This is a genomic window from Raineyella fluvialis (genome assembly GCF_009646095.1).
Taxonomy (GTDB): domain Bacteria; phylum Actinomycetota; class Actinomycetes; order Propionibacteriales; family Propionibacteriaceae; genus Raineyella; species Raineyella fluvialis.
Genome location: NZ_CP045725.1, coordinates 163,240 through 183,440, shown reverse-complemented (window position 1 = coordinate 183,440; position 20,201 = coordinate 163,240). Strand labels below are relative to the sequence as shown.

At 70.0% G+C, this 20,201-nt stretch carries 22 protein-coding genes; 8 read left to right on the top strand and 14 right to left on the bottom strand.

The window, feature by feature from the left end:
- Window positions 1-45: 45 nt before the first annotated feature.
- On the bottom strand, window positions 46-1,101 hold the full coding sequence (locus Rai3103_RS00835) for an IS110 family RNA-guided transposase (protein WP_153570980.1): 1,056 nt from the start codon (window positions 1,099-1,101) through the stop codon (window positions 46-48).
- 401 nt (window positions 1,102-1,502) lie between these two features.
- Here Rai3103_RS00835 and rph point away from each other — a divergent pair, with 401 nt between their 5' ends.
- The 5 genes from rph (at window position 1,503) to Rai3103_RS00810 (ending at window position 5,296) form a co-directional block, all read left to right on the top strand.
- Complete coding sequence (gene rph, locus Rai3103_RS00830) at window positions 1,503-2,252, top strand: ribonuclease PH (protein WP_153570979.1); 750 nt, start codon at window positions 1,503-1,505, stop codon at window positions 2,250-2,252.
- Window positions 2,253-2,260: 8 nt separating this feature from the next.
- The gene (gene rdgB, locus Rai3103_RS00825) at window positions 2,261-2,914 is read left to right on the top strand and encodes an RdgB/HAM1 family non-canonical purine NTP pyrophosphatase (RefSeq protein ID WP_153573537.1); all 654 of its coding nucleotides are present in this window, start codon (window positions 2,261-2,263) and stop codon (window positions 2,912-2,914) included.
- A gap of 9 nt (window positions 2,915-2,923) precedes the next feature.
- On the top strand, window positions 2,924-3,742 hold the full coding sequence (locus Rai3103_RS00820; protein WP_153570978.1) for a thymidylate synthase: 819 nt from the start codon (window positions 2,924-2,926) through the stop codon (window positions 3,740-3,742).
- A complete protein-coding gene (locus tag Rai3103_RS00815; RefSeq protein ID WP_228489054.1) occupies window positions 3,739-4,263 on the top strand; it encodes a dihydrofolate reductase in 525 nt (174 codons plus the stop codon). The genes Rai3103_RS00820 and Rai3103_RS00815 overlap by 4 nt, the downstream gene beginning before the upstream one ends.
- A 127-nt stretch (window positions 4,264-4,390) precedes the next feature.
- Window positions 4,391-5,296 carry a DMT family transporter gene (locus Rai3103_RS00810; protein WP_228489053.1) on the top strand — a complete coding sequence of 302 codons (906 nt, stop codon included), beginning with the start codon at window positions 4,391-4,393 and terminating at the stop codon, window positions 5,294-5,296.
- A 109-nt stretch (window positions 5,297-5,405) separates the two neighbouring features.
- Here the strand turns inward: Rai3103_RS00810 and Rai3103_RS00805 are convergent, their stop codons facing one another.
- The 9 genes from Rai3103_RS00805 to Rai3103_RS00770 all read right to left on the bottom strand — a co-directional run bounded on the left by Rai3103_RS00805 (window position 5,406) and on the right by Rai3103_RS00770 (window position 12,714).
- Window positions 5,406-5,843: a hypothetical protein gene (locus Rai3103_RS00805; RefSeq protein WP_153570977.1), complete on the bottom strand. Its 438-nt coding sequence runs from the start codon at window positions 5,841-5,843 to the stop codon at window positions 5,406-5,408.
- Window positions 5,844-5,930: 87 nt separating this feature from the next.
- Window positions 5,931-6,494 (bottom strand): protein-L-isoaspartate O-methyltransferase family protein, encoded by a 564-nt coding sequence (locus Rai3103_RS00800; protein ID WP_153570976.1) that lies wholly within the window; start codon window positions 6,492-6,494, stop codon window positions 5,931-5,933.
- 58 nt (window positions 6,495-6,552) lie between these two features.
- Complete coding sequence (locus Rai3103_RS00795) at window positions 6,553-7,740, bottom strand: thiolase family protein (RefSeq protein WP_153570975.1); 1,188 nt, start codon at window positions 7,738-7,740, stop codon at window positions 6,553-6,555.
- Between the two features lie 25 nt (window positions 7,741-7,765).
- Window positions 7,766-8,527: an SDR family NAD(P)-dependent oxidoreductase gene (locus Rai3103_RS00790; RefSeq protein WP_153570974.1), complete on the bottom strand. Its 762-nt coding sequence runs from the start codon at window positions 8,525-8,527 to the stop codon at window positions 7,766-7,768.
- Window positions 8,528-8,559: 32 nt separating this feature from the next.
- Window positions 8,560-8,829 (bottom strand): hypothetical protein, encoded by a 270-nt coding sequence (locus tag Rai3103_RS17215; RefSeq protein ID WP_228489052.1) that lies wholly within the window; start codon window positions 8,827-8,829, stop codon window positions 8,560-8,562.
- On the bottom strand, window positions 8,826-9,962 hold the full coding sequence (locus Rai3103_RS00785; RefSeq protein ID WP_228489051.1) for a GntP family permease: 1,137 nt from the start codon (window positions 9,960-9,962) through the stop codon (window positions 8,826-8,828). The genes Rai3103_RS17215 and Rai3103_RS00785 overlap by 4 nt, the downstream gene beginning before the upstream one ends.
- 129 nt (window positions 9,963-10,091) lie before the next feature.
- The gene (locus Rai3103_RS00780; protein WP_228489050.1) at window positions 10,092-10,673 is read right to left on the bottom strand and encodes a 3-oxoacid CoA-transferase subunit B; all 582 of its coding nucleotides are present in this window, start codon (window positions 10,671-10,673) and stop codon (window positions 10,092-10,094) included.
- Window positions 10,670-11,395 (bottom strand): CoA transferase subunit A, encoded by a 726-nt coding sequence (locus tag Rai3103_RS00775; protein WP_153570973.1) that lies wholly within the window; start codon window positions 11,393-11,395, stop codon window positions 10,670-10,672. The genes Rai3103_RS00780 and Rai3103_RS00775 overlap by 4 nt, the downstream gene beginning before the upstream one ends.
- 155 nt (window positions 11,396-11,550) lie before the next feature.
- Window positions 11,551-12,714 (bottom strand): PucR family transcriptional regulator, encoded by a 1,164-nt coding sequence (locus tag Rai3103_RS00770; protein ID WP_153570972.1) that lies wholly within the window; start codon window positions 12,712-12,714, stop codon window positions 11,551-11,553.
- 93 nt (window positions 12,715-12,807) lie between these two features.
- On the opposite strand from Rai3103_RS00770, the gene Rai3103_RS00765 reads away from it, so the two are divergent.
- Window positions 12,808-13,593, top strand: coding sequence for a PIG-L deacetylase family protein (locus Rai3103_RS00765; RefSeq protein WP_153570971.1), 786 nt, complete (start codon window positions 12,808-12,810; stop codon window positions 13,591-13,593).
- A 33-nt stretch (window positions 13,594-13,626) separates the two neighbouring features.
- Window positions 13,627-14,073, top strand: coding sequence for a pyrimidine dimer DNA glycosylase/endonuclease V (locus tag Rai3103_RS00760; RefSeq protein ID WP_153570970.1), 447 nt, complete (start codon window positions 13,627-13,629; stop codon window positions 14,071-14,073).
- 13 nt (window positions 14,074-14,086) lie between these two features.
- Here Rai3103_RS00760 and Rai3103_RS00755 read toward each other — a convergent pair whose 3' ends face one another.
- On the bottom strand, window positions 14,087-15,088 hold the full coding sequence (locus Rai3103_RS00755; RefSeq protein ID WP_228489049.1) for a patatin-like phospholipase family protein: 1,002 nt from the start codon (window positions 15,086-15,088) through the stop codon (window positions 14,087-14,089).
- A gap of 213 nt (window positions 15,089-15,301) precedes the next feature.
- Between Rai3103_RS00755 and Rai3103_RS00750 the strand changes: the two genes are divergently transcribed.
- Window positions 15,302-16,900, top strand: a complete 1,599-nt coding sequence (locus Rai3103_RS00750) for a molybdopterin-dependent oxidoreductase (RefSeq protein WP_153570968.1) — start codon at window positions 15,302-15,304, stop codon at window positions 16,898-16,900.
- A gap of 147 nt (window positions 16,901-17,047) precedes the next feature.
- On the opposite strand, the gene Rai3103_RS00745 is transcribed toward Rai3103_RS00750, so the two are convergent.
- The 3 genes from Rai3103_RS00745 to Rai3103_RS00735 are packed head-to-tail and all read right to left on the bottom strand — an operon-like array spanning window position 17,048 to window position 20,147.
- Window positions 17,048-18,622, bottom strand: coding sequence for a hypothetical protein (locus Rai3103_RS00745; protein ID WP_153570967.1), 1,575 nt, complete (start codon window positions 18,620-18,622; stop codon window positions 17,048-17,050).
- Window positions 18,619-19,527, bottom strand: coding sequence for an ABC transporter ATP-binding protein (locus tag Rai3103_RS00740; RefSeq protein WP_153570966.1), 909 nt, complete (start codon window positions 19,525-19,527; stop codon window positions 18,619-18,621). Before Rai3103_RS00740 ends, Rai3103_RS00745 begins: the two co-directional genes overlap by 4 nt.
- On the bottom strand, window positions 19,524-20,147 hold the full coding sequence (locus tag Rai3103_RS00735) for a TetR/AcrR family transcriptional regulator (protein WP_153570965.1): 624 nt from the start codon (window positions 20,145-20,147) through the stop codon (window positions 19,524-19,526). Before Rai3103_RS00735 ends, Rai3103_RS00740 begins: the two co-directional genes overlap by 4 nt.
- Between the last annotated feature and the right edge of the window lie 54 nt (window positions 20,148-20,201).

Genomic DNA, 20,201 nt, shown 5'->3' with positions numbered 1-20,201 from the left:
GCAGGGAGTTGGTGTTCGAAAATTCGCTTATAGGTTTCTCCTATGTCAAGCGGCGGCCGGCAGACAGGGCTGGGGTGCTGATCGTCGGGCGTTCTTGAGGGTGGTGAAGACCAGGCGGATGAGGTGGCGTTTGAGGCAGCGCAGGGCTTCGCGGTTGGACATGCCTTCGGACTTCTTCTTGTCGTAGTAGGCCCGACCCAGACTGTCCTTGAGCCGGGTCTGGGTGACCGCGATGCGGTGGATGGCGCAGTTGATCTGCCGGTTGCCCGAGCGCGTCATCCGGACCCGGCCCTCGGTCCGGCCCGACCAGACCGGGATCGGCGCGATCCCGGCATGGCGGGCCAGCTGGGCCTCGTTGTCGAACCGGTCAAGGGCCCCGATCTCGCCGACCAGCTTGGCCGCGGTCAGCGCCCCGCAACCGGGCAGCGCCACCAGTTCAGGGGCCCGTTGGGCGACCAGGGCAGCAATCCTCTTCTCCAGCACGTTGATCCGCCCGGTCAGGGCGATCACGTCCTCCAGCTCGTCGGTGGCCAGTTCGGCCACGATGCCCGTCTGCGCGGCCAGCCAAGCGGCGAGCGCCTGCTGGTGCTTGGCCCGGTCCAGGCCGGACGGCTTGATCGGGTACTCGGGGTCGAGTTCATGGACCCGCCAGCGCAGGCTGTTGATCGTGGCGGTGCGCTGGGTGATCAGCGTGTCGCGCCGGTCGACCAGCAGCTTCAGCTCCCGGGCCTGGTCATCGTGGCAAGCCCTGGGCAGGTTCGGCTCGGCCAGCGCGGCCCGGGCGACGGCCAGCGCGTCGATCGGGTCGGACTTGCCACGGGTGCGGGCGATCGCGCGGGCCTGGCCCGTCATCTTGGGCGGGACCCGGACCACCGTCTGCCCGGCGCCCAACAGGTCACGCTCGAGTCGCGACGACAGGTGGCGACAGTCCTCGATGGCCCATTCCAGCTCGTCACCGAACTCCCGGCGGGCCCAGCTCAGGGCCTTCAGATGCCCTGCCGTGATGGCCTCGACGGTCAGCTGACCCAGTTTGCGGCCGGTCTGGTCGACCGCGACGAACGTGTGGCTGCGCTTGTGAACATCGGCTCCGACGACAACCATGGTGGTTGCCTCCTTTCACCCTGATCAGTGAGGGACGGTCGGGCCGGTCGGCGGACACATCTCAGTGGGGGCGGTGCCACGCTCCTATCAAGTCACGCCGGCCGGTCCTTCACACTGACCGGCGACAAAACCTATGAACGCCATGCAGGCAGCACCCCTACGAGTCAGCCGACCAGTGATCCGGATCCAACCACCGCGTCAACAGCGGCACCACCCAAAATGACACTGAGGCAGCCCTATGGCTCGTCCCGAGGAGGCAACCCGGTGGCCTGTCAGGTAGGGCGCTGGTCATCTATAGGGCTGCCCTATCACGTGATTCTCCATCCCTACCTCCCCGACCCGAACCTCCCCGACCCGAGCAGCATTCGGGGCGGCACGGGGGCCCGGGTAACCTGAGGCCCATGACCTCAACCCCCACGCGCACGGACGGCCGCGCCCTCGACCAGCTCCGTGACATCCGGATCACCCGCAACTGGCTCGACCACGCGGAGGGCTCGGTCCTCATCGAGGCGGGGCGCACCCGGGTGCTCGTCGCGGCGAGCGTGGAACCCAGTGTCCCGCGCTGGCGCAAGGGCTCGGGTCTGGGCTGGGTGACCGCGGAGTACGCCATGCTGCCCCGCGCCACCAACGAGCGGACCCAGCGGGAAGCGATCAAGGGGCGCGTCGGCGGACGTACGCACGAGATCTCGCGTCTGGTCGGCCGCAGCCTGCGCGCCGTCATCGACTACAAGGCGCTGGGCGAGAACACCATCATGATCGACTGCGACGTGCTGCAGGCCGACGGTGGCACCCGCACCGCCTCGATCACCGCCGCCTACGTCGCGCTGCACGACGCCGTCTCGTGGCTGCGGGAGCGCAACCTGCTGGCCGGCGAGCCGCTCAAGGACTCGGTCTCGGCGATCTCGGTCGGGGTCGTCAACGGCGCGCCGATGCTCGACCTGAAGTACGACGAGGACTCCACCGCTGACACCGACATGAACGTCGTGATGTCCGGCGACGGCCGGTTCATCGAGGTCCAGGGCACGGCCGAGGGGGAGCCCTTCGATCGTGGGCTGCTCAACGACCTGCTGGACCTGGCCGCCAAGGGCAACGCCGAACTGCGCGACCTGCAGCGTGCGGCGCTCGGCCTGGCCGTTCCCGTCGGGAAGTGACCAGCGGCATGCTCGAGAAGGTCGTGCTCGCCACGAACAACGCCAAGAAGCTCGTCGAGCTGCGCCGGGTGCTGGCGGACACCGGGCTGGAGATCGAGGTGCTCGGCCTCGGCGACTTCGAGCGCTATCCGGAGCCGGCCGAGGACGGCGCGACTTTCGATGACAATGCGCTGATCAAGGCCCGCGTCGCGGTGGAACACACCGGTCTGCCCGCGCTGGCGGACGACTCCGGGCTGGAGATCGACGTCCTCAACAAGATGCCCGGCGTACGGTCCTCCCGGTGGGCCGGACCGGCCTGCGACGACGACGCCAACCTGCACCTGGTGCTGGACCAGATCGAGGACGTGCCCGAGGAACGACGGACGGCCCGCTTCGTCTGCTCGATGGCGCTGGTCCTACCGGACCTGGCGGCCGACCCGTCGGGGCGTACGCCGGGGCAGGATTTCCTGCAGCGCGGTGAGGTCGAGGGCCGGATCACCCGGGCACCGCGCGGGGAGAACGGTTTCGGCTACGACCCGATCTTCCAGCCACTCGACGAGACCCGGACGACCGCCGAGCTGACGCCGGACGAGAAGGACGCGATCAGTCACCGTGGCAAGGCGGTCCGCGCGATGGCGTCGTTCATCAAGGGGCTGCGCGAGCATCCCGAGCGGACGGACTGAGGGGACCCCATGCAGCAGTACCTCGACCTGCTCCAGCACATCCTCGACACCGGCGTACGCAAGGACGACCGCACCGGGACCGGGACGTTCAGCGTCTTCGGTGCCCAGTTGCGTTTCGACCTGCGCGAAGGCTTCCCGCTGCTGACCACCAAGAAGGTGCACACCCGGTCGGTGTTCGGTGAGCTGTTGTGGTTCATCAAGGGCTCGACGAATGTCGACTGGCTGCACGAGCACCGGATCTCCATCTGGGACGAGTGGGCCAGGGAGGACGGCGAGCTCGGGCCGATCTACGGGCACCAGTGGCGTTCCTGGCCCGATCCCGAGCACGGCGGCTCGATCGACCAGCTCGCTCAGGTGATCGAGGCGATCAGGACGAATCCCGACTCCCGTCGCCACATCGTCTCCGCCTGGAACGTGGCGGACATCCCCCAGATGGCACTGCCGCCCTGTCATGCCTTCTTCCAGTTCTACGTCGCGCCCCCGGCCGAGGGGGAGGAGCGGGGCCGGCTGTCGCTGCAGCTCTATCAGCGCTCCGCGGACATGTTCCTCGGGGTGCCGTTCAACATCGCCTCGTACGCTCTGCTCACCCACATGGTGGCCCAGGTCTGCGACCTCGAGGTGGGCGATTTCGTCCACACGTTCGGCGACGCGCACATCTACCTCAACCACCTCGACCAGGTGCACGAGCAGCTGAGCCGTACGCCCCGACCGCTGCCACGGCTGAAGCTCAACCCGGAGGTCCGCGACATCGACGGGTTCACCCTCGACGACATCGAGGTGATCGGCTACGACCCGTACCCGGCGATCAAGGCTCCGGTGGCGGTGTGAGTGGGCCGACCGGAGCGTCGGGGGACGCGCACCCGGCGGCCCCGGAGTTGGTGGCGATCGCAGCGGTCGCCGACAACGGCGTGATCGGCGCCGACGGTGACATCCCGTGGCGGATCGAGGGGGACCTGCCGCGGCTGAAGCGCCTGACGATGGGGCATGTCCTGCTGATGGGGCGGCGTACGTACGACACCCTCGGCCGTCCACTCCCCGGCCGGACCACGATCGTCCTCACCCGCGACCCCACCTGGCGGGCCGACGGCGTCCTCGTCGCCCACGATCTGGACACGGCTCTCGATCTTGCGGCCGATGCCGCTCCGGGGAAGATCGTCTGGGTGTTCGGCGGCGGCGAGATCTACCGGCTCGCCTGGGAGCGGATCGACCGGCTGGAACTCACCGAGGTGCACAGGGCGCCGGCGGGGGATACAACGTTCCCTGCCGTGGACCCGAACGTGTGGCTGAAGAGCGCGCGGGAGGGACACGAGGGCTTCGATTTCGTGACGTACGTACGGCGTCGCGCCTGAAAGACAGCCTCAGCCGGGACGCGGGACCGGGCGGCGGTGGATGGCAGAACGGCGCCCGCCCGACCGGTGCGACACTTGACCGGTCGTGAGGCCCCCGACCGGGGACCCGTCGTGAGGGGAAGACATCGTGGATCGTCGCCGTCTGGTCGCCGGGCTGTCGTTGGTGGCCGCGACGCTCTTCTGGGCGGGCAACTACGTCCTCGGGGTGGTAGCCGTCCGCGAAATGGATCCTGCCAGTCTCGTCCTGGCCCGCTGGGCGATCGCCCTCCTGCCGTTGGTCGTCATCGCCCAGCTCACCGAACGACCCCGTTGGCGGGAGGTGCTCGGGCACTGGCCGTGGTTGCTCGCCCTCAGCCTCACCGGGCTCGCCGGCTACAACCTGTTCCTCTACGCGGCGCTGCAGTTCACCGATGCCTTCAACGCCTCCTTGATCAACGCGTTCAATCCGGCGCTGATCCTGCTGGCGGCCGCGATGTTCCTGCGCCAACCCCTCACCTCGCGGGGGATCGCGGGAGTCATGGTGGCGCTGGTCGGCGTGCTGCTCGTCCTGACCCGGGGGAACCTGTTGGCCCTGGCGGGGCTGCGCCTCGGGCCGGGTGAGTTGTTGATGCTCGGGGCGATCGGTGTCTGGACCGCGTACACGATCGTCGGCCGCAAGGCCCCCACCATGCCGCCGGTCACGTCGACGGCTGTGCAGGCCTTCGTCACCATGCTCGTGATGGCGCCCTTCGTCGCGGTCAACGGTTTCCATGGGCCGGTGACGGCGTCCGGTGGCTGGTCGCTGGCCTTCATCGCGGTCTTTCCGTCGGTGCTGTCCTACCTACTGTGGAACCGCGCCCTCCGCGTCATCGAACCGGCGCGGGCCGGGGTGTACCTCAACCTCATCACCGTCTTCACGGCGCTCATCGCCGTCCTGATGGGACAGGCGTTGCACTGGGCCGAAGTGGTCGGCGGTGCGCTCGTCATCGGCGGCGTGGTGCTCACCAGTCTGCGTCCCCGGGCTGCGGCGCCCCAGGATCTGGTGCGTTCCTGACCGCGGTCGTCGGCCCTGACTCAGGCGGGCTCGCCGCTCAGCCCGACCGGGCTGCTCAGCCCGACCGGGCTGCTCAGCCCGACCGGGCTGCTCAGCGTGACTGGGCCGCTCAGACCGCCCGTGCGGCCCGGGCCGGCCGGGGCCGTAGCCCCGCGAGGACCGGGCAGACCAGGACGGCGGCGAAGAACACCCAGGCACCGAGCGTCGTCAGGATGGCGATCGTCCCGTTCCCGAGACCGATGACGACGAACACCAGGAGCACGACGACCGCCCAGGTAACGCCCAGAACGGCGCCATCACCCAGCCCGGCGACCCTCATCAGCAGCCCCACGACGTAGGTCACGATGAGCATCGGGATCGCGGTCAGGAGGAACAGCAGATTCATGCTCTGCACCCAGGCGGGGTCACTGGCGGCGGCGGTGGGAGCCGACTCGTAGACGTGCAGACCGACGGCGCCGGCGAGCATCGAGATCCCGAGCAGGAGGATCTGGGAGACGATCGCGAGGCCGACACCGATCGCCACCCCGATGAGTACTCGCTTGACCATCACAGCCTCCTCGATGGATCCCCTGATCCAGAAGGTACGCGGGTCCCGGATCGCTGGCAGACGGTGTCACCTGTGTCACACCGATGGTCAGCGCAAGGGAACGAAGGAGAACCGGCCGTCGGTGGGTGTGCGGGTGATCTCCCCCGACTCACCGCGCTCGACCACCACCATCGCCTGGGCGGCGGGCAGCACCATCCGTCCACCGACCGCGAGTTGCTCCTCCAACTCGGGTGGCACCCGGCCGGCGTCCGCGGAGACGAGGATGCGATCGTACGGCGCCTCGTCAGGCCACCCGAGGACGCCGCGAACCGCGACTTCGAACCGCACCCAGGCGAACCTCTGCCCGAGGTTGGCCCGGCCCATGGCGACGAGATCCGGCTCGAGGTCCACCCCGATCACCGAGCCGGTCTCGCCGGTGAGGTGGCCGAGCAACGCGGTCGTCCACCCGGACCCGCTCCCCACGTCCAGGACCCGATCACCGGGCCGTACGTCGAGGTGGCGGAGCATGTAGTGCACGGTCCACGGCTGTGAGTTGGTGGCGCCGTGGCCGATGGGCAGCGGCTCGTCGACGTGGGCGAAATCGCGCACCGAAGGCGGAAGGAAGTCCGCGCGAGGCACTGCCGCGAACGCGGCCTCGAGCCGAGTGGTCACCCTTCCAGTGTGCCTCCGAAGCCCCACCTCGCCGAGGCCCAACGGCGCCCAGGCAGGATCAGAGGGCCCGCCAGATGCTGGCGACCGCCTGCCCGCCACCGATGCACATCGTCGCCATGCCCAACTCGTGCCCGTGGCGCCGGATGTTCTCGATCGTACGGGCGCTGATGATGGCTCCGGTGGCGCCGATGGGGTGGCCCCAGGCGATCGCGCCGCCCAGCGGGTTGACCACGGAAGGGTCGAGGCCGGTGTCGCGGATGACCGGGACGGCCTGGGCCGCGAAGGCCTCATTCAGCTCGATCCAGCCGAGGTCGCCGGCGCTCATGCCGTTGCGGCCCAGGATCTTCTCGATCGCCGGCTTCGGGGCGTAGCCCATGATTTCCGGCTCGATGCCGACCTTGGTGAAGTCCACCAGTTCCGCCAGCGGGGTCAGGCCACGCTCGGCCGCCACCGACGCCCTGGTCAGCACCAGGACGCAGGCTCCGTCGTTGATCCCCGAAGCATTGCCCGCGGTCACCGTCCCGTCCTTCGCGAAGACCGGGCGCATGGCAGCAAGCTTTTCCACCGTGATCCCGGCGCGCGGGTGCTCGTCGGTGTCGACCACGATGTCGCCCTTGCGGGAGGGGATCGTCACCGCCGCGATCTCGGCGGTGACGGCCCCATCGGCCAGCGCCGCCTGGGCCCGTCGCTGCGACTCCACGGCGAACTCGTCCTGGGCCTGTCGCGAGACTCCGAACCGAGCGGCGACGTTCTCCGCGGTGATGCCCATCGGCTGGTCGGTGAACGGGTCGGTGACCATAGAGCTGGTGCCGTCCATCAGCCGGCGATCACCCAGTGTGGCGCCGGAGCGCGCCGAGAAGTCGAGGTACGGCTGGGCGGACATGTTCTCCACGCCGCCGGCCACGACGATGTCGGACTCGCCGACCATCAGTTCGGCGGCCCCCAGGGCGATGGCCTGCATCGCCGATCCGCACAGCCGGTTGACCGTCATCGCGGTGGACTCCGCCGGGGCACCGGCGGCGATCGCGACGCGGCGCGAGATGTAGGCGTCGTTGCCGGTGGAGCCGACGCAGCCGATGATCCACTCCTGCGGGTCGGCGGGGGTGAGCCCGGACCGCTCCAGGGCGGCGGTGGCGGCGGTGGCGCCCAGCACATGTGCCGGCACGTTCGCCAGCGACTTGCCGAAGCTGCCCACCGGCGTACGGGCGTAGCCCAGGACGACGATCGGGTCGTTGCTCGTCTTCATGATGATCTCCCTGTCTGTTCCGGGCTCAGTACGCTGTCCAGGCGCCGTCGATCGGGTACGACGTGCCGCTCATCGAGGCCGAGGCTGGTCCGGTGAGGAACAGCACGAGTTCGGCCACTTCCTCGGGCTCGACGAGGCGCTTCACGTGCACCCGGTCGAGCATGATCTTCGTGATCACCTCGTCCTCCGCCATGCCGTGGGCGATCGCCTGCTCGGCGATCTGCTTCTCCACCAGCGGCGTACGCACGTAGGCGGGGTTCACTGTGACGGAGGTGACGCCGTGCGGGCCACCCTCCAGCGCGACGACCTTGGACAGGCCCTCCAGCCCGTGCTTGGCGGTCACGTACGCCGACTTGAACTCCGAGGCCCGCAGGCCGTGCGCCGAGGAGAGGTTGATGATCCGGCCCCAGTTGTGCGCATACATGTGCGGCACCGACTGGCGGATCAGGTACCACGGGGCGTGCAGCATCACCCGCATGATCAGCTCGAAGCGCTCGACCGGGAAGTCCTCGATCGGGCTGACGGTCTGGATGCCGGCGACGTTGACGATGATGTCGACGTCATGGGGCAGGTCGGTGATCCGGTCCAGCTGGGACAGGTCGAACGGCACCGGCTCGATGCCGGCCACCTCGGCGGCCAGGGCATCGAGGCCCTCGGCGTTGAGGTCGACGGCCACCACGTGGGCGCCGGCTTCGGCCAGCTTGATCGCGGCGGCCCGGCCGATACCCGAGGCGGCGCCGGTGACCAGAGCGCGGCGCCCGTCGTGGAAGTGGGGGTACATGGTCATGGAGGGGTTCCTTCGTGGGGATCCGGCCTGGCTCAGGCGAGGTGGGAGGTGAGGTAGTACAGGCCGATGATGAGGAAGACCGCCAGGGTCTTGATCACCGTCATGGCGAAGACGTCCTTGTAGGACTGCCGGTGGGTCAGGCCGGTGACCGCCAGGAGCGTGATCACCGCGCCGTTGTGCGGCAGGGTGTCCATGCCGCCGGACGCCATCGCGGCCACCCGGTGCATGACCTCGAGCGGGATGTGGGCCGCATTGGCGCCCTGGATGAAGGAGTCGGCCATCGCGGCGAGGGCGATGCTCATACCGCCGGAGGCCGAGCCGGTGATGCCGGCCAGGACATTGACACTGACGGCTTCCCGGACCAGGGGTCGGGGATGGCGGTGAGCCCGCGGGCGGCGACGCCGAAGCCGGCGAGCGACGCGATCACCGCGCCGAAGCCGTACTCGGAGGCGGTGTTCATGGTGGCCAGGAGGGATCCGGCGATCGCCGGCTTCACGCCCTCGGTGAAGTGCTCCCGGATGGTCCGGAAGGCGGTGGCCACGATGAAGAGGATGGCCAGCGCGAGGGCGCCTTCGACCGCCCAGATGGCCACGTTGGCCGCGGTGGGCACGGTCACCGGGGCGGGCTTGCCCACCACCGTCGACTGGAAGGCGGTGTCGGTGCCGTAGAAGCGCGGGATCAGGGTGGTGAGGACCAGGTTGGCGACGCCCACGATCACCAGCGGCGCCAGCGACAGCAGGGGGTGCGGGCTGCGACCCTCGTCGATGAAGACGTGCGGCTCGTTGAGGTGGCCCTCGCCGTAGCCCTCGCCGGTCGCCACAGCCTTGCGACGCTGCCGCTCGAGGTAGAGCATGCCCAGGCCGAAGACGAACAGTCCGCCCACCGTCCCGAGGATCGGCGCCGCGTAACCGGTGGTCCGGAAGAAGGTCGTCGGGATGATGTTCTGGATCTGCGGCGTCCCGGGCAGGGCGTCCATGGTGAAGGTGAAGGCGCCCAGCGCGATGGTGCCGGGGATGAGGCGCTTGGGGATGTCGCCCTGACGGAACATCTCCGCGGCGAAGGGGTAGACGGCGAACACGACGACGAACAGCGAGACTCCGCCGTACGTCAGCAGGGCCCCTACCAGGACGATGGTCAGCATGGCGCTGCGGGCGCCGACGACCTTGATCACGGCGCTGACGATCGACCGGGCATAGCCCGACATCTCCATCAGCTTGCCGAAGATCGCGCCCAGGAGGAAGACCGGGAAGTAGCTCTTGATGAAGCCGACCATCTTGTCCATGAAGAGTCCCGAGTAGACGGGCGCGACGAGACCGGGATGGGTCAGCAGGACCGCGGCGAGTGCCGCGATCGGTGCGAAGAGGATGACGCTGTGGCCCTTGTAGGCCATCCACATCAGGAAGGCCAGCGCAGCGATGACGATGACGAGGCTCATGGGGGTTTCCTTGCGACAGGGAAGGTACGGAGGTTCAGGGGCTCGCGGCGAGCTTCAGGGGCTCGCGGGAGCTTCAGGACAGGTCGACCGCGAAGGCGGGCTCGGTGCGACGGCGCACGTCGTCCTCGGTCACCTCGGGGCCAGCCGGCGCAGCACCAGGCCGTCGTCGGTCAGGTCGAAGACGGCCAGGTCGGTGATGATGCGGTCGACGACGCCGACGCCGGTCAGCGGCAGGGAGCACTCGTGGACGATCTTGGGGCTGCCGTCCTTGGCGACGTGCTCGGTCATCACGATGACCCGGCGGGTGCCGGCGACCAGGTCCATGGCTCCGCCCATCCCCTTGACCAGCTTGCCGGGGATCTGCCAGTTGGCGAGGTCGCCGGAGCCCGACACCTGCATGGCGCCCAGGATGGCGGCGGCCATCTTGCCGCCCCGGATCATCCCGAAGGACATCGCCGAGTCGAAGATCACCGCGCCCGGCTGCAGGGTGACGGTCTGCTTGCCGGCGTTGATCAGGTCGGGATCCTCGTCGCCCTCGTACGGGAAGGGGCCCATGCCGAGGATGCCGTTCTCGCTCTGCAGGACGACCCGGACACCGTCGGGCAGGTTGTTCGCCACCAGGGTCGGCATGCCGATGCCCAGGTTCACGTAGTCGCCGTCCCGCAATTCGTCGGCGGCGATGGCGGCCATCTCGTCACGCGTCCAGCTCATCGGACGACCTCCTCGATGAGTTGGGCCGGACGGGGCCGGACGGTGCGCTGCTCGATGTCGGTGCTGGTGGTCGAGGGAGTCACGTGGTGCACGAACACCCCAGGGGTGTGGACGTCGTCCGGGGCGAGTGCGCCGAGCGGGACGATGTGCTCCGCCTCCGCGAACGTCGTCCGCCCGCACATCGCCACCTGCGGGTTGAAGTTGCGCGCCGTCAGGCGGTAGCGCAGATTGCCGTCCTCGTCCGCGGTGTGGGCGTGCACCAGGGCGATGTCGGCGACGATGCCGCGCTCCTGGACGTACGTCTCGCCGTCGAACTCGGCGGTCGGCTTGCCCTCCGCCACGAGGGTGCCGACACCGGTGCGGGTGTAGAAGGCGGGGATGCCGGCGCCGCCGGCCCGCAGGCGCTCGGCAAGAGTGCCCTGCGGGACGAACTCCACGTCGAGGCTGCCGTCGATGTACTGGCGCATGAAGAGTTTGTTCTCGCCGACGTAGCTGGCGAGCACCCGGGAGATCTGGTTGTTCTCCAGCAGGAGTCCGAGACCCTTGCCGTCGATGCCGAGGTTGTTCGACACGATGGTGAGGTCCTTGGCGCCGGAATCACGGACGACCCGGATGAGGTCGGTGGGGATGCCGCACAGTCCGAAGCCGCCGACGGCGATGGTCATGCCGTCGCGCACCATGCCGGCCAGTACGGGGGCGATGGTCTCGCTGACCTTGGTCACCTGTGGCCCTTTCCGGACCCGTCGGTTGGGGGATAAGACACCGCACCACGTCGTACGGTTCTCCAACGGATGTCCGAGACTCAACGCTAGTCTCGCCCGGTGTCCCGAGTCGACGGACGAAAGTCCATGCTTGACCGGGTTTATGTTGTAGAAGTCTACAACGTAGGGTCGTCGAGCTCGCCCAACTCCAGGGCCCAGGCGAGACCGATCAGGTCGTCGAGGTCGTCGAGGTCGCAGCCGGTGAGCTCCTGGTATCTGCGCAGGCGGTAGCGGGCGGTGTTCACGTGCACGGTGAGCGCCTCGGCGGCACGGGGGATGCTGCGGCCGTGCTGTAGCCAGGCCCGGACGGCGTCGAGCATCTCGCGGCCGAACTCACCCTCGGCCGCGACGGGGGCGAGGAACCTGTCGGCATAGAGGCGCCCCACATCCGAGCGGGTGGCAGCCGCGAGCCGCCAGCCCAATTCTTCCAGCCCGAGGATGCCGCTCCGACCCAGTCGGCGGGCCAGCCGCAGGGCCTGCTGAGCGATCCCGGTGGACCGCGGCAGATCCTCGGGCAGGACGAAGGGTCCCAGACCGACCGCCAGACCGGACGTGCCGGGGGCGTTGAGGGCCACCGGATGTCGCGCCACGATCCCGATGCACGCGCCGTCGTCGATGACGACCAGGGCGTGTGCCGGACCGTCGCTCCCCGATGCCTCCAGGTGGCGGCGCACCGCCTCGCCGTCGACAGTTCCGGGCAGCTCGCAGCGCACCGCCGCGTACCGGGTCTGCGGATCGAGTGAGTACGCCGCCGGGTCGGCGGGCCATCGGCCCTCCAGTAGGGCGTGTACGACGGCGGCACGACGACGGGCGTCGGCCAGGGCCGCGGTCACCTCGAGGTCGTGGTAGGTGCTGACGACCCGGGTGGTGAACGCGTCGCTGACGTCCCACAGGATCCGGGACCCGGTGATCACCGCATCCACCGGCAGGCCGAGGGAGAGCCCCAGATCGATGAAGCGCTCATGGATGAGGGAGATCGAGACCCGGAAGCCGAGGATGATCTCCTCGACCGGTACGCCGACCGCGTGGCGCTCCTGGGCGGTGGTGTCGGCCTCGACGAGGCTGCGGCTGGTCGGTGCGGTCCCGACGCGGAGAGCATTGAGGGCGATCCGTAGGTTGCGGGCGACCGAGGACTCCAGCGCCTCGCGCTCGACGACCCTCTGGTAGGAGGCCAGGTCGCGGTAGATCCGTAGACAGGTCTCGTCGGTCAGTTCCGGGAGGGAGTCGCCGAGCCGGGAGAGGACGGCCTCCAGGGTGTCCGACGGCGGCGACTGGGTCATGGCACGATCCTAGGGGCGGTGCCATCCCTCTCGGTCACACGAGTGAAATGTGTGCCAGGTCACATTTCGTGGATTTGGTGGCACGCTGGTCCTATGGCCCGCACGTTCGCGGTGGTGGTGGCCCACCCGGATGACGACGCCCTGACCTGGGCGGGGACGGTGGCGAAGCACGCCCTCGACAGCGACTTCCGGTTCATCCTCGTCCAGGCCACCGACGGGGAGGCCGGCGACATCAGGGACGGTTTCCCCGCCAGTCGGGAGACGTTGGGGGCCGTACGGCGCGCTGAGTGCGCCGCCGCCTGGCGCGCCGTCGGGCGTCCACCCGACCGCCTGGAGTGGCTCGGCTTCCCCGACGGCCGGGTGGCGGAGGTCCCGCAGGCGGAGCTGGCCGACCGGATCGCACGGGTCCTTGAGGAGGAGACGCCGGACGTGGTCGCCACGTTCGGTCCCGACGGCATCACCGGTCACCCGGATCACATCGCCATCGGTGCGGCCACCGATCTCGCGTTCGCGCGGTTGGCGGGCAACGGCACCCCCGGCTTCAAACGACTGCTGCACCACGTCCTGCCGTTGTCGGTCTTCAACCGCTGGCAGCGGCGACGACGGGCGGTGGACCTGCCGGTCTTCGACCCCACCCGGATGTACCACTGGCGGGGCGTCCCCGACGACGAGGTCGGGCTGGTCGTCGATTGCCGCGCGGTCCGTGATCGGGTCGCCAGTGGGATCCTCGAGCACCGCAGCCAACTCCACGTCCTCGTCGACCAGCCGGTCGACATCTTCGGTGTGCAGCGGACCATGGGGCGTGAGTGGGCGACCGTGGTGTGGCCGCCGCCGCTGCCGCCGCGGCGACTGCTCGCCGATGTCTTCGACGGGCTCTGACGGACCCTTCCGTACCCCCGTAGGGTGGGTCACGTGCGTCTGTGGAGCCTCCATCCCCGTCTGCTCGACCGAGCCGCCCTGGTCGCCTGCTGGCGGGAGGGGCTGCTGGCCCAGGCCGTGCTCCTGGGCCGTACCCGCGGGTACCAGCACCACCCCCAACTCACGCGCTTCAGGGCCCTGGACGATCCGGCCGGCGGTGTGGCGGCCTACCTGGAGGGCCTCGCGGCCGAGGCTGGGCGACGCGGTTACCGCTTCGACGCTTCGCGCATCAGCGCCGCGCCCAGCCGCGGGGTCACCCTTCCGGTGACGAGGGGGCAACTCGACTACGAACTGGAGCACCTGCGCGCCAAGGTGTCGGTGCGGGCTCCCGCGTGGTTGCCCGTGCTCGACCACGCCGAGGCCCATCCGTTGTTCCGGGTGGTCGACGGCGACGTCGAGGCGTGGGAGGTCGGTTCCCGGCCGGCGGGCCGGCCGGGCTGACGATGCCTGTGGCTCAACTGCGGTTCTTGTCGATGTAGGCCTGGAAGTCCCACCCGGGGCGGCCGTCGACGCCGTTCAGGAAGTTCTCCGCCGCCGTCCGGCCGTTCTGGTAGAGCATGTCGCGGTCGGTGGGGGAGAGGTCGAACTGGGTGGTGCGGATCTTGCCGGTGTCGATGAAGATCGTCCGATCGGTCGCGTCGTCCGAGCCGATGTGCATCCGGTCGTAGAAGCCCGTCATCGTCCGCAGCAGGGCGAAGCCGAAGCTCAGCGTTCCCTTGACGGGGTTCGTGACGCCGAGATTGGCGTCGGGCTTCGACCCCAGCATGATCCCGAAGGTCGGCCACCGCGGCTTGACCCCGGGCGGCGCGTCGAAGACGTCGATCGGGAAGTTCGACAGCATGCCGCCGTCGACGAACCAGGTCGGCTGCCCGTCCTTGGTCGTCCAGCGCACCGGTCGGTAGAAGAAGGGAATGGACATCGAGGTACGCACCGCGTCGGCGACCAGTTCCCCCGACGGGTCCTTACCGAAGGCGGGGTAGTGCCACGGCAGGTAGCGCAGCTGGCCGGAACTGATGTCCGAGGTCGCCACGATCAACCGGAACTGCCGCTCCATCGGGAGCGGGTGGTGCTCCGGATCGGGGTCCTGGTAGGCGAGGTCGGCGAACGTGCCGGTCTTCCCGTAGGTGCCGTACGTGGTGAGTTGCTCGCTCAGCCAGCTGCGTAGGTAGTTGCCGCGGTAGATGCCGTTGTGTGTCACCAGGCCGACGACCTTGCCGATCAGGGTGTTGTCCCACCAGGAGCCGTCCTGGAACCTCTCGTAGTCGGCCTCCTTGAGGATCTTGACCATCTGCTGGGCGGGGATGCCAGCGGCGACCAGTGATGCCGCGATCGCCCCCGCTGAGGTGCCGGCGACACGATGGAACGTGTAGCCATGTTCCTCCAGTACTTCCACCGCGCCGATCAGGGCGATGCCCTTGACGCCGCCACCTTGCATGACCAGATCCGCTTCGGGCATGGCTGCCATCCTCGCGTCGCAATGTCATCGGATCGGGAGGCGTACGCTTCCGCGGCGGCCATCCCGACGGGTGCTGATGTGATCAGGATCACTACCTCGAGGGGTGTGGTCAAGAGGCGCGCCGGCGAGATCGCGTCGCCCGCGAGTGCCCGCACGGGCCGCTCCCCCCGGGGTGGCGTTGTGATCCGGGTCACCCGGCCGTACGCTGCAGATATGGACAGGGTCGTCGCGGCCACGGTCGGCGTGACCTCCGCGGGGCTGGGTGTGGCTGTGGGGCAGCTGGTGGCGGCCCTCACGGAGCCGGCGGCGTCCCCGATCCTCGCGGTCGGCGCGAGCGTCGTCGATCTCACCCCGCAGGTGGCCCGCGAGTTCGCCATCCGTACGTTCGGGTCGCACGACAAGCTCGCCCTGACGCTGGGGATCCTCGTGGTCACCGCTGTCCTCGCCGCAATGGCAGGGCTCGTGGGTGCCCGGTCCCGGGCAGCCGGTGTCGCGGTGGTGACCGTGCTCGGCGTCGTCCTGGTGCTGGCTGCCGTCAGTCGCCCCGCCGCGGGCGTCGTGTCCGTGCTTCCCGGCCTGCTGACCACCCTCGTCGGTGGTGCCGCCCTGCTGGCCCAGTTGCGCTGGGTGGACCGGGGTCTGTCGCCGAGGGCTGTCCGGGCGGGGGGTCGCCTGCCCCCGATCCGCGTCGCCCCCGGCAGTGACGCAGGGGTCGCTGGTCCTGGTCCGCGGCGTGGGTGGATGGACCGCCGGGCCTTCTTCGCCGGCAGCGCCGGGATCGCCGCGGGCGCCGGGCTGTTGGCCTGGGCGGCCGATGCCCTGGTCCCCGGACAGGGGCTCTCGCCGGGTGTCGCGGCGCCCCAGCCCGTCGTGCTGCCGCCGGTGGCCTCGCCTCCGCCGCCCCTGCCCGCCGGACTGGAGACCTCGGTGCGCGGAGTGACGCCCCTGGTCACGCCGATCGGTGACTTCTATCGCGTCGACACCGCCCTGTCGGTGCCGACGCCCAACCCCTCGTCGTGGAAGCTGACCATCGGCGGGCGCGTCGCCCAGCCGTACACCTTGACCTTGGCCGAGCTCCTCGCGATGCCGCTGGTCGAGCGGGACATCACCCTCACCTGCGTCTCCAATCCTGTCGGTGGCCCCTACTGTGGCAGCACGCGCTGGACCGGTGTCCTGGTTGCCGACCTGCTGCGTCGCGCCGCGCCGGATCCGGGCGCGGACATGGTGCTGAGTCGCTCCGTGGACGGTTTCACCGCGTCGACGCCTCTCGCGGTGCTGCTCGACGGACGGGACGCGATGATCGCCGTCGCGATGGACGGCAAGCCGTTGACCGCCACCCACGGAGCACCCGCGCGCCTCCTCACGCCGGGCCTGTACGGCTATGTGGGGGCCACCAAGTGGCTCAGCGAACTGAAAGTGACCACCTTTGCCGCGGACAGCGCCTACTGGACCCATCGGGGGTGGGCGGATCATGCCCCGGTGAAGACGGCCGCCCGGATCGACACCCCGACCGGCACGCTGCCGGCGGGCCAGGTGCCCATCGCCGGGGTGGCCTGGGCGACCCATCGGGGGATCGCCCGGGTCGAGGTGCAGGTGGACCAAGGCCCGTGGCAGGAAGCGACCTTGGGCCCGGACGTGGGGCTGGACTACTGGCGCCAGTGGTACCTCCCGTGGGAGGCGACGCCCGGTCGGCACAGACTGCGGGCGCGAGCGTACGACATGGCGGGCCAGGTGCAGACCGACGAGGTGGAGGATGTGATTCCCGACGGCGCCACCGGGTATCCGGTCATCAACGTGGAGGTGCGGACATGACGCCACGACGAGAAGACGTTTCGGGACACCACGGGCACGACCGGGGCCAGCTGTCTCGCGACCCGATCTCCGGCAGGCCTCTGGTCGTCCGGAAGCGGCCAGGGATGGTCCAGCGGGCCGGAGAGTGGTGGTACCTGCGCTGGGTGTTCAGGCATTGGTGACGTCGCGGCGCCGCATCCCGAACGCCCCCAGCGCGCCCATCAGCACACCCGCCAGGCTGAGCCCGACAGCGGCCAGGGCCCAGGAGCCAGCCCCGACGAGCCCGCGGAAGAGCAACGCGAAGGGCGACAGGTCCATCGTGGCAGCCCCGATCAGCCCGAACTCGCTGAGCAGGTCGAACAGCAGCAGGACTCCCAGGAAGCCCCACGACAGGGCCGCCGCCGCCCGGGGCAGCCAGCCGATGAATCCGACCGCCAGGCCCACCAGGAAGACGATGGCCGGGAGGTAGCCCAGGCTCAGCAGCAGGACGCCCCAGTCCCCGGAGGACAGTGAGGCGCCCAAGCCGATACCGGCCACCACGCCGGCCCCGACGCCGACGGCCACGACAGCCTGCGCGGCCACCCACCGCAACGGCGGGACCGGCGTGGTGAACATCAGGTCGGCCAGCCCGGAGCTTTCGTCGGTCCGCAGCTGCAGGACCGCGGCCAGGGCCGCCGCCGTCGCGACCTGCGCCAGCACGTAGAGGATGAACAGGAAGAAGGCGCGACCGACGCCGACCCCGCCGCCGACCCGGCGAGCGAACTCCTGGAAGGCCGGGGTGTCGAGCTGGGCGGAGAGGGACCCGGTCACCGAGCCCATCAGCAGCCCCAGGGCCCCCAGGCCACCCGTCCAGCCGACCAGGGCCCAGCGCTGCCGACGCCAGGCCAACGCCATCGGCGAGGAGAGCCAGGCCGCGGCGGCCCCCGGGGCTGGCCGTGGCCGGAGCAGGCCGCTGCCGAGGTCGCGACGCCGGGCGACCACACCGGCCAGCGTCGTCACCAGGACCGCCGACACCGCGGGGAGGAGCAGCACCCAGCCCCGGTCACCGGCGAAGGCCTGCGCGTGCCGCGCCCAGCCGAGCGGGCTGGCCCAGACCAGCGCCGTGCCGGCCAGGTCGCCGACGGCGGCCAGGGTGAAAGCCACCCCCAGGATGCCGAACCCCAATGCCCGCGCAGCGCCGGGCGACTCGGCCACCTGGCCGGCCAGCACGCCGAGGGCGCAGAAGAGGATCGCGTTCGCCGCCAGGATCGCCGCGAGCAGGGCGGAGCCGGCCGGTGGCAGTCCCTGGGCGACCAAGCCGGCGAAGCTGAGCACGGCGCTCGCCACGGCGGTGAGGCTCGGGGCGGCGATCGCCGCGGCCGGCCGGGCCAGCCGTCCGACCGGGGCGGCGCCGAGGATCTCGGCGCGCCCGGCGTGCTCGTCGGTGCGGGTGTTGCGGACGGCCAGCAGGAGGCCGATCACGGCATTGACCAGGGAGCCGGACGAGGCCAGCGTCCAGGCCAGTAGGCCGCCCACGGAGGCCTGGAAGATCGGGCCACGCAGCGAGAGCTCGGAGGCGTTGGCCATGGCCGAGGCGGCGAAGGCGTCCATCGCCTGCTGGGTCGGGTAGCCCGCGCGGACCCCCGACACCATGCCGACGACCAGCCCGGTCATGCCCACCGTCCAGGTGATCAGCAGGATCCTGTCGCGGCGGAGCACGAGGCGCAACAGGTGGCGGAAGCCCGCCAGTTCCTGGCTGTTCATCGCGTGAGTTCCGGTTCGTAGTGGGCGAGGAAGACGTCCTCGAGCGAGGGCGGGGTGCAGGTCAGGCTCTGGGTGCCGATCTCGGCGAGCAGCCTCAGCAACGGCGTCAGGCCCGACGGCTCGACCCGGCAGTGGACGGACGTTCCCCTCACCTCCAGCTCCGCGACCCCGGCCAGTGCGGCGAAGGCACTCGGGTCGGCGGGGGAGGCCAGCGTCGCGTCGACCAGAGCATGATGGGCGCCGCGCAGCTGGGCCAAGGGCGCCGAGTCCACGACCCGGCCCGCCCTGATGATGCTCACCCGATCGCACAGATCCTCGGCCTCGGAGAGGATGTGGCTGGACAACAGGACCGTACGACCCGCCCGCCGGACCTCGTCCACCAGCTCACGGAACACCCGCTCCATCAGCGGGTCCAGCCCTGACGTCGGCTCATCGAGCACCATCAGGTCCACCGGGGCGGCGAAGGCCGCCACCAGAGCGACCTTCTGGCGATTCCCCTTGGAGTAATCGCGGCACCGCTTGGCCGGGTCCAGCTCGAATCGTTCCAGCAGCGCATCCCGGCGTTGCCGATCGACGCTGCCACGGAGCCGGGCGAGGAGGTCGATCACCTCACCCCCGGAGAGGCTCGGCCACAGCACGACGTCGCCGGGGACGTACGCGACCCTGCGGTGCACCTCCACCGGGTCCGTCCACGGATCGAGGTCAAGGACGCGTACGGAGCCGGCGCTCGGACGTAGCAGGCCGAGGAGGATGCGCAGGGTCGTCGTCTTGCCCGCACCGTTCGGACCGAGGAAGCCGTGGACCTCCCCCGGCGCGACGGTGAGGTCCAGGCCGTCGAGGGCGCGGGTCCGCCCGAAGGTCTTGCTGAGCTGCTCGGTGCGGATCACAGCATCGGACGAGGTCATGACTGCTCCTGGTCGGTGGCGGGCAGGGACTGTCTGGCCTGCTCGAAGATGCCGGGCTCGGAGAGCTCGGGGTTGAGCAGGTCCAGTTGCGCCCGGCCACTGAGGGACATGCCTTCGGGGGAGTAGAGGTCCACCCCGAAGCTGCGGGACAGCTGCGCGGCGAAGGCCGAGATGCCGAGCTTCATGGCCACCATCACGGCTGCCTTGGCGCGCAGCGGCACCGACGGGTCCGACGCCCGCAGGTAGCGCGCGGTGAGGTCGACGACCTCGTCGAACATCGCGTCGGCGCCGGGGGAGCCGTCGATGAGGGCCCGGACGAGGTAGCGGGTCACGGGCGGCCCGGTCCGCAGCGCCTCCGCCGCGAAGGCCGGGTCGCCGATCCCGCCCTGGTCGATGCCGAGGTCGACCTCGGTGCGCAGGTATTCGAGGACGTACGCGTCGCAGGTGGCCCGCAAGCCGGACTTGGTGCCGAAGTGGAACTGGACGAGTCCCGGCGACACCCCTGCACGCGCGGCGATGGTCCGGATGGTGGCGCCCTTCTCGCCGCGCTGCCCGAACTCGACCAGGGCGGCGTCCCGGATCCGGGCCCTGGCCGTCAGGTCGCTCTCTGGCGTCTCCATGACTCCACTGTACGACTGTATAGCCACCCATACAACCGTTCAGTGGGTAGGGGT

Excerpts from the sequence above, each read along its gene's own strand:
- Rai3103_RS00790 (WP_153570974.1), bottom strand. The coding sequence starts at position 8,527 with ATGACCATGTACCCCCACTTCCACGACGGGCGCCGCGCTCTGGTCACC.
- Rai3103_RS17215 (WP_228489052.1), bottom strand. The coding sequence starts at position 8,829 with ATGAGCATCGCCCTCGCCGCGATGGCCGACTCCTTCATCCAGGGCGCC.
- Rai3103_RS00785 (WP_228489051.1), bottom strand. The coding sequence starts at position 9,962 with ATGAGCCTCGTCATCGTCATCGCTGCGCTGGCCTTCCTGATGTGGATG.
- Rai3103_RS00755 (WP_228489049.1), bottom strand. The coding sequence starts at position 15,088 with ATGCCCGAAGCGGATCTGGTCATGCAAGGTGGCGGCGTCAAGGGCATC.
- Rai3103_RS00750 (WP_153570968.1), top strand. The coding sequence starts at position 15,302 with ATGGACAGGGTCGTCGCGGCCACGGTCGGCGTGACCTCCGCGGGGCTG.
- Rai3103_RS00780 (WP_228489050.1), bottom strand. The coding sequence starts at position 10,673 with ATGAGCTGGACGCGTGACGAGATGGCCGCCATCGCCGCCGACGAATTG.
- Rai3103_RS00765 (WP_153570971.1), top strand. The coding sequence starts at position 12,808 with ATGGCCCGCACGTTCGCGGTGGTGGTGGCCCACCCGGATGACGACGCC.
- Rai3103_RS00820 (WP_153570978.1), top strand. The coding sequence starts at position 2,924 with ATGCAGCAGTACCTCGACCTGCTCCAGCACATCCTCGACACCGGCGTA.
- Rai3103_RS00740 (WP_153570966.1), bottom strand. The coding sequence starts at position 19,527 with ATGACCTCGTCCGATGCTGTGATCCGCACCGAGCAGCTCAGCAAGACC.
- rph (WP_153570979.1), top strand. The coding sequence starts at position 1,503 with ATGACCTCAACCCCCACGCGCACGGACGGCCGCGCCCTCGACCAGCTC.
- Rai3103_RS00745 (WP_153570967.1), bottom strand. The coding sequence starts at position 18,622 with ATGAACAGCCAGGAACTGGCGGGCTTCCGCCACCTGTTGCGCCTCGTG.
- Rai3103_RS00770 (WP_153570972.1), bottom strand. The coding sequence starts at position 12,714 with ATGACCCAGTCGCCGCCGTCGGACACCCTGGAGGCCGTCCTCTCCCGG.
- rdgB (WP_153573537.1), top strand. The coding sequence starts at position 2,261 with ATGCTCGAGAAGGTCGTGCTCGCCACGAACAACGCCAAGAAGCTCGTC.
- Rai3103_RS00735 (WP_153570965.1), bottom strand. The coding sequence starts at position 20,147 with ATGGAGACGCCAGAGAGCGACCTGACGGCCAGGGCCCGGATCCGGGAC.
- Rai3103_RS00795 (WP_153570975.1), bottom strand. The coding sequence starts at position 7,740 with ATGAAGACGAGCAACGACCCGATCGTCGTCCTGGGCTACGCCCGTACG.
- Rai3103_RS00835 (WP_153570980.1), bottom strand. The coding sequence starts at position 1,101 with ATGGTTGTCGTCGGAGCCGATGTTCACAAGCGCAGCCACACGTTCGTC.
- Rai3103_RS00805 (WP_153570977.1), bottom strand. The coding sequence starts at position 5,843 with ATGGTCAAGCGAGTACTCATCGGGGTGGCGATCGGTGTCGGCCTCGCG.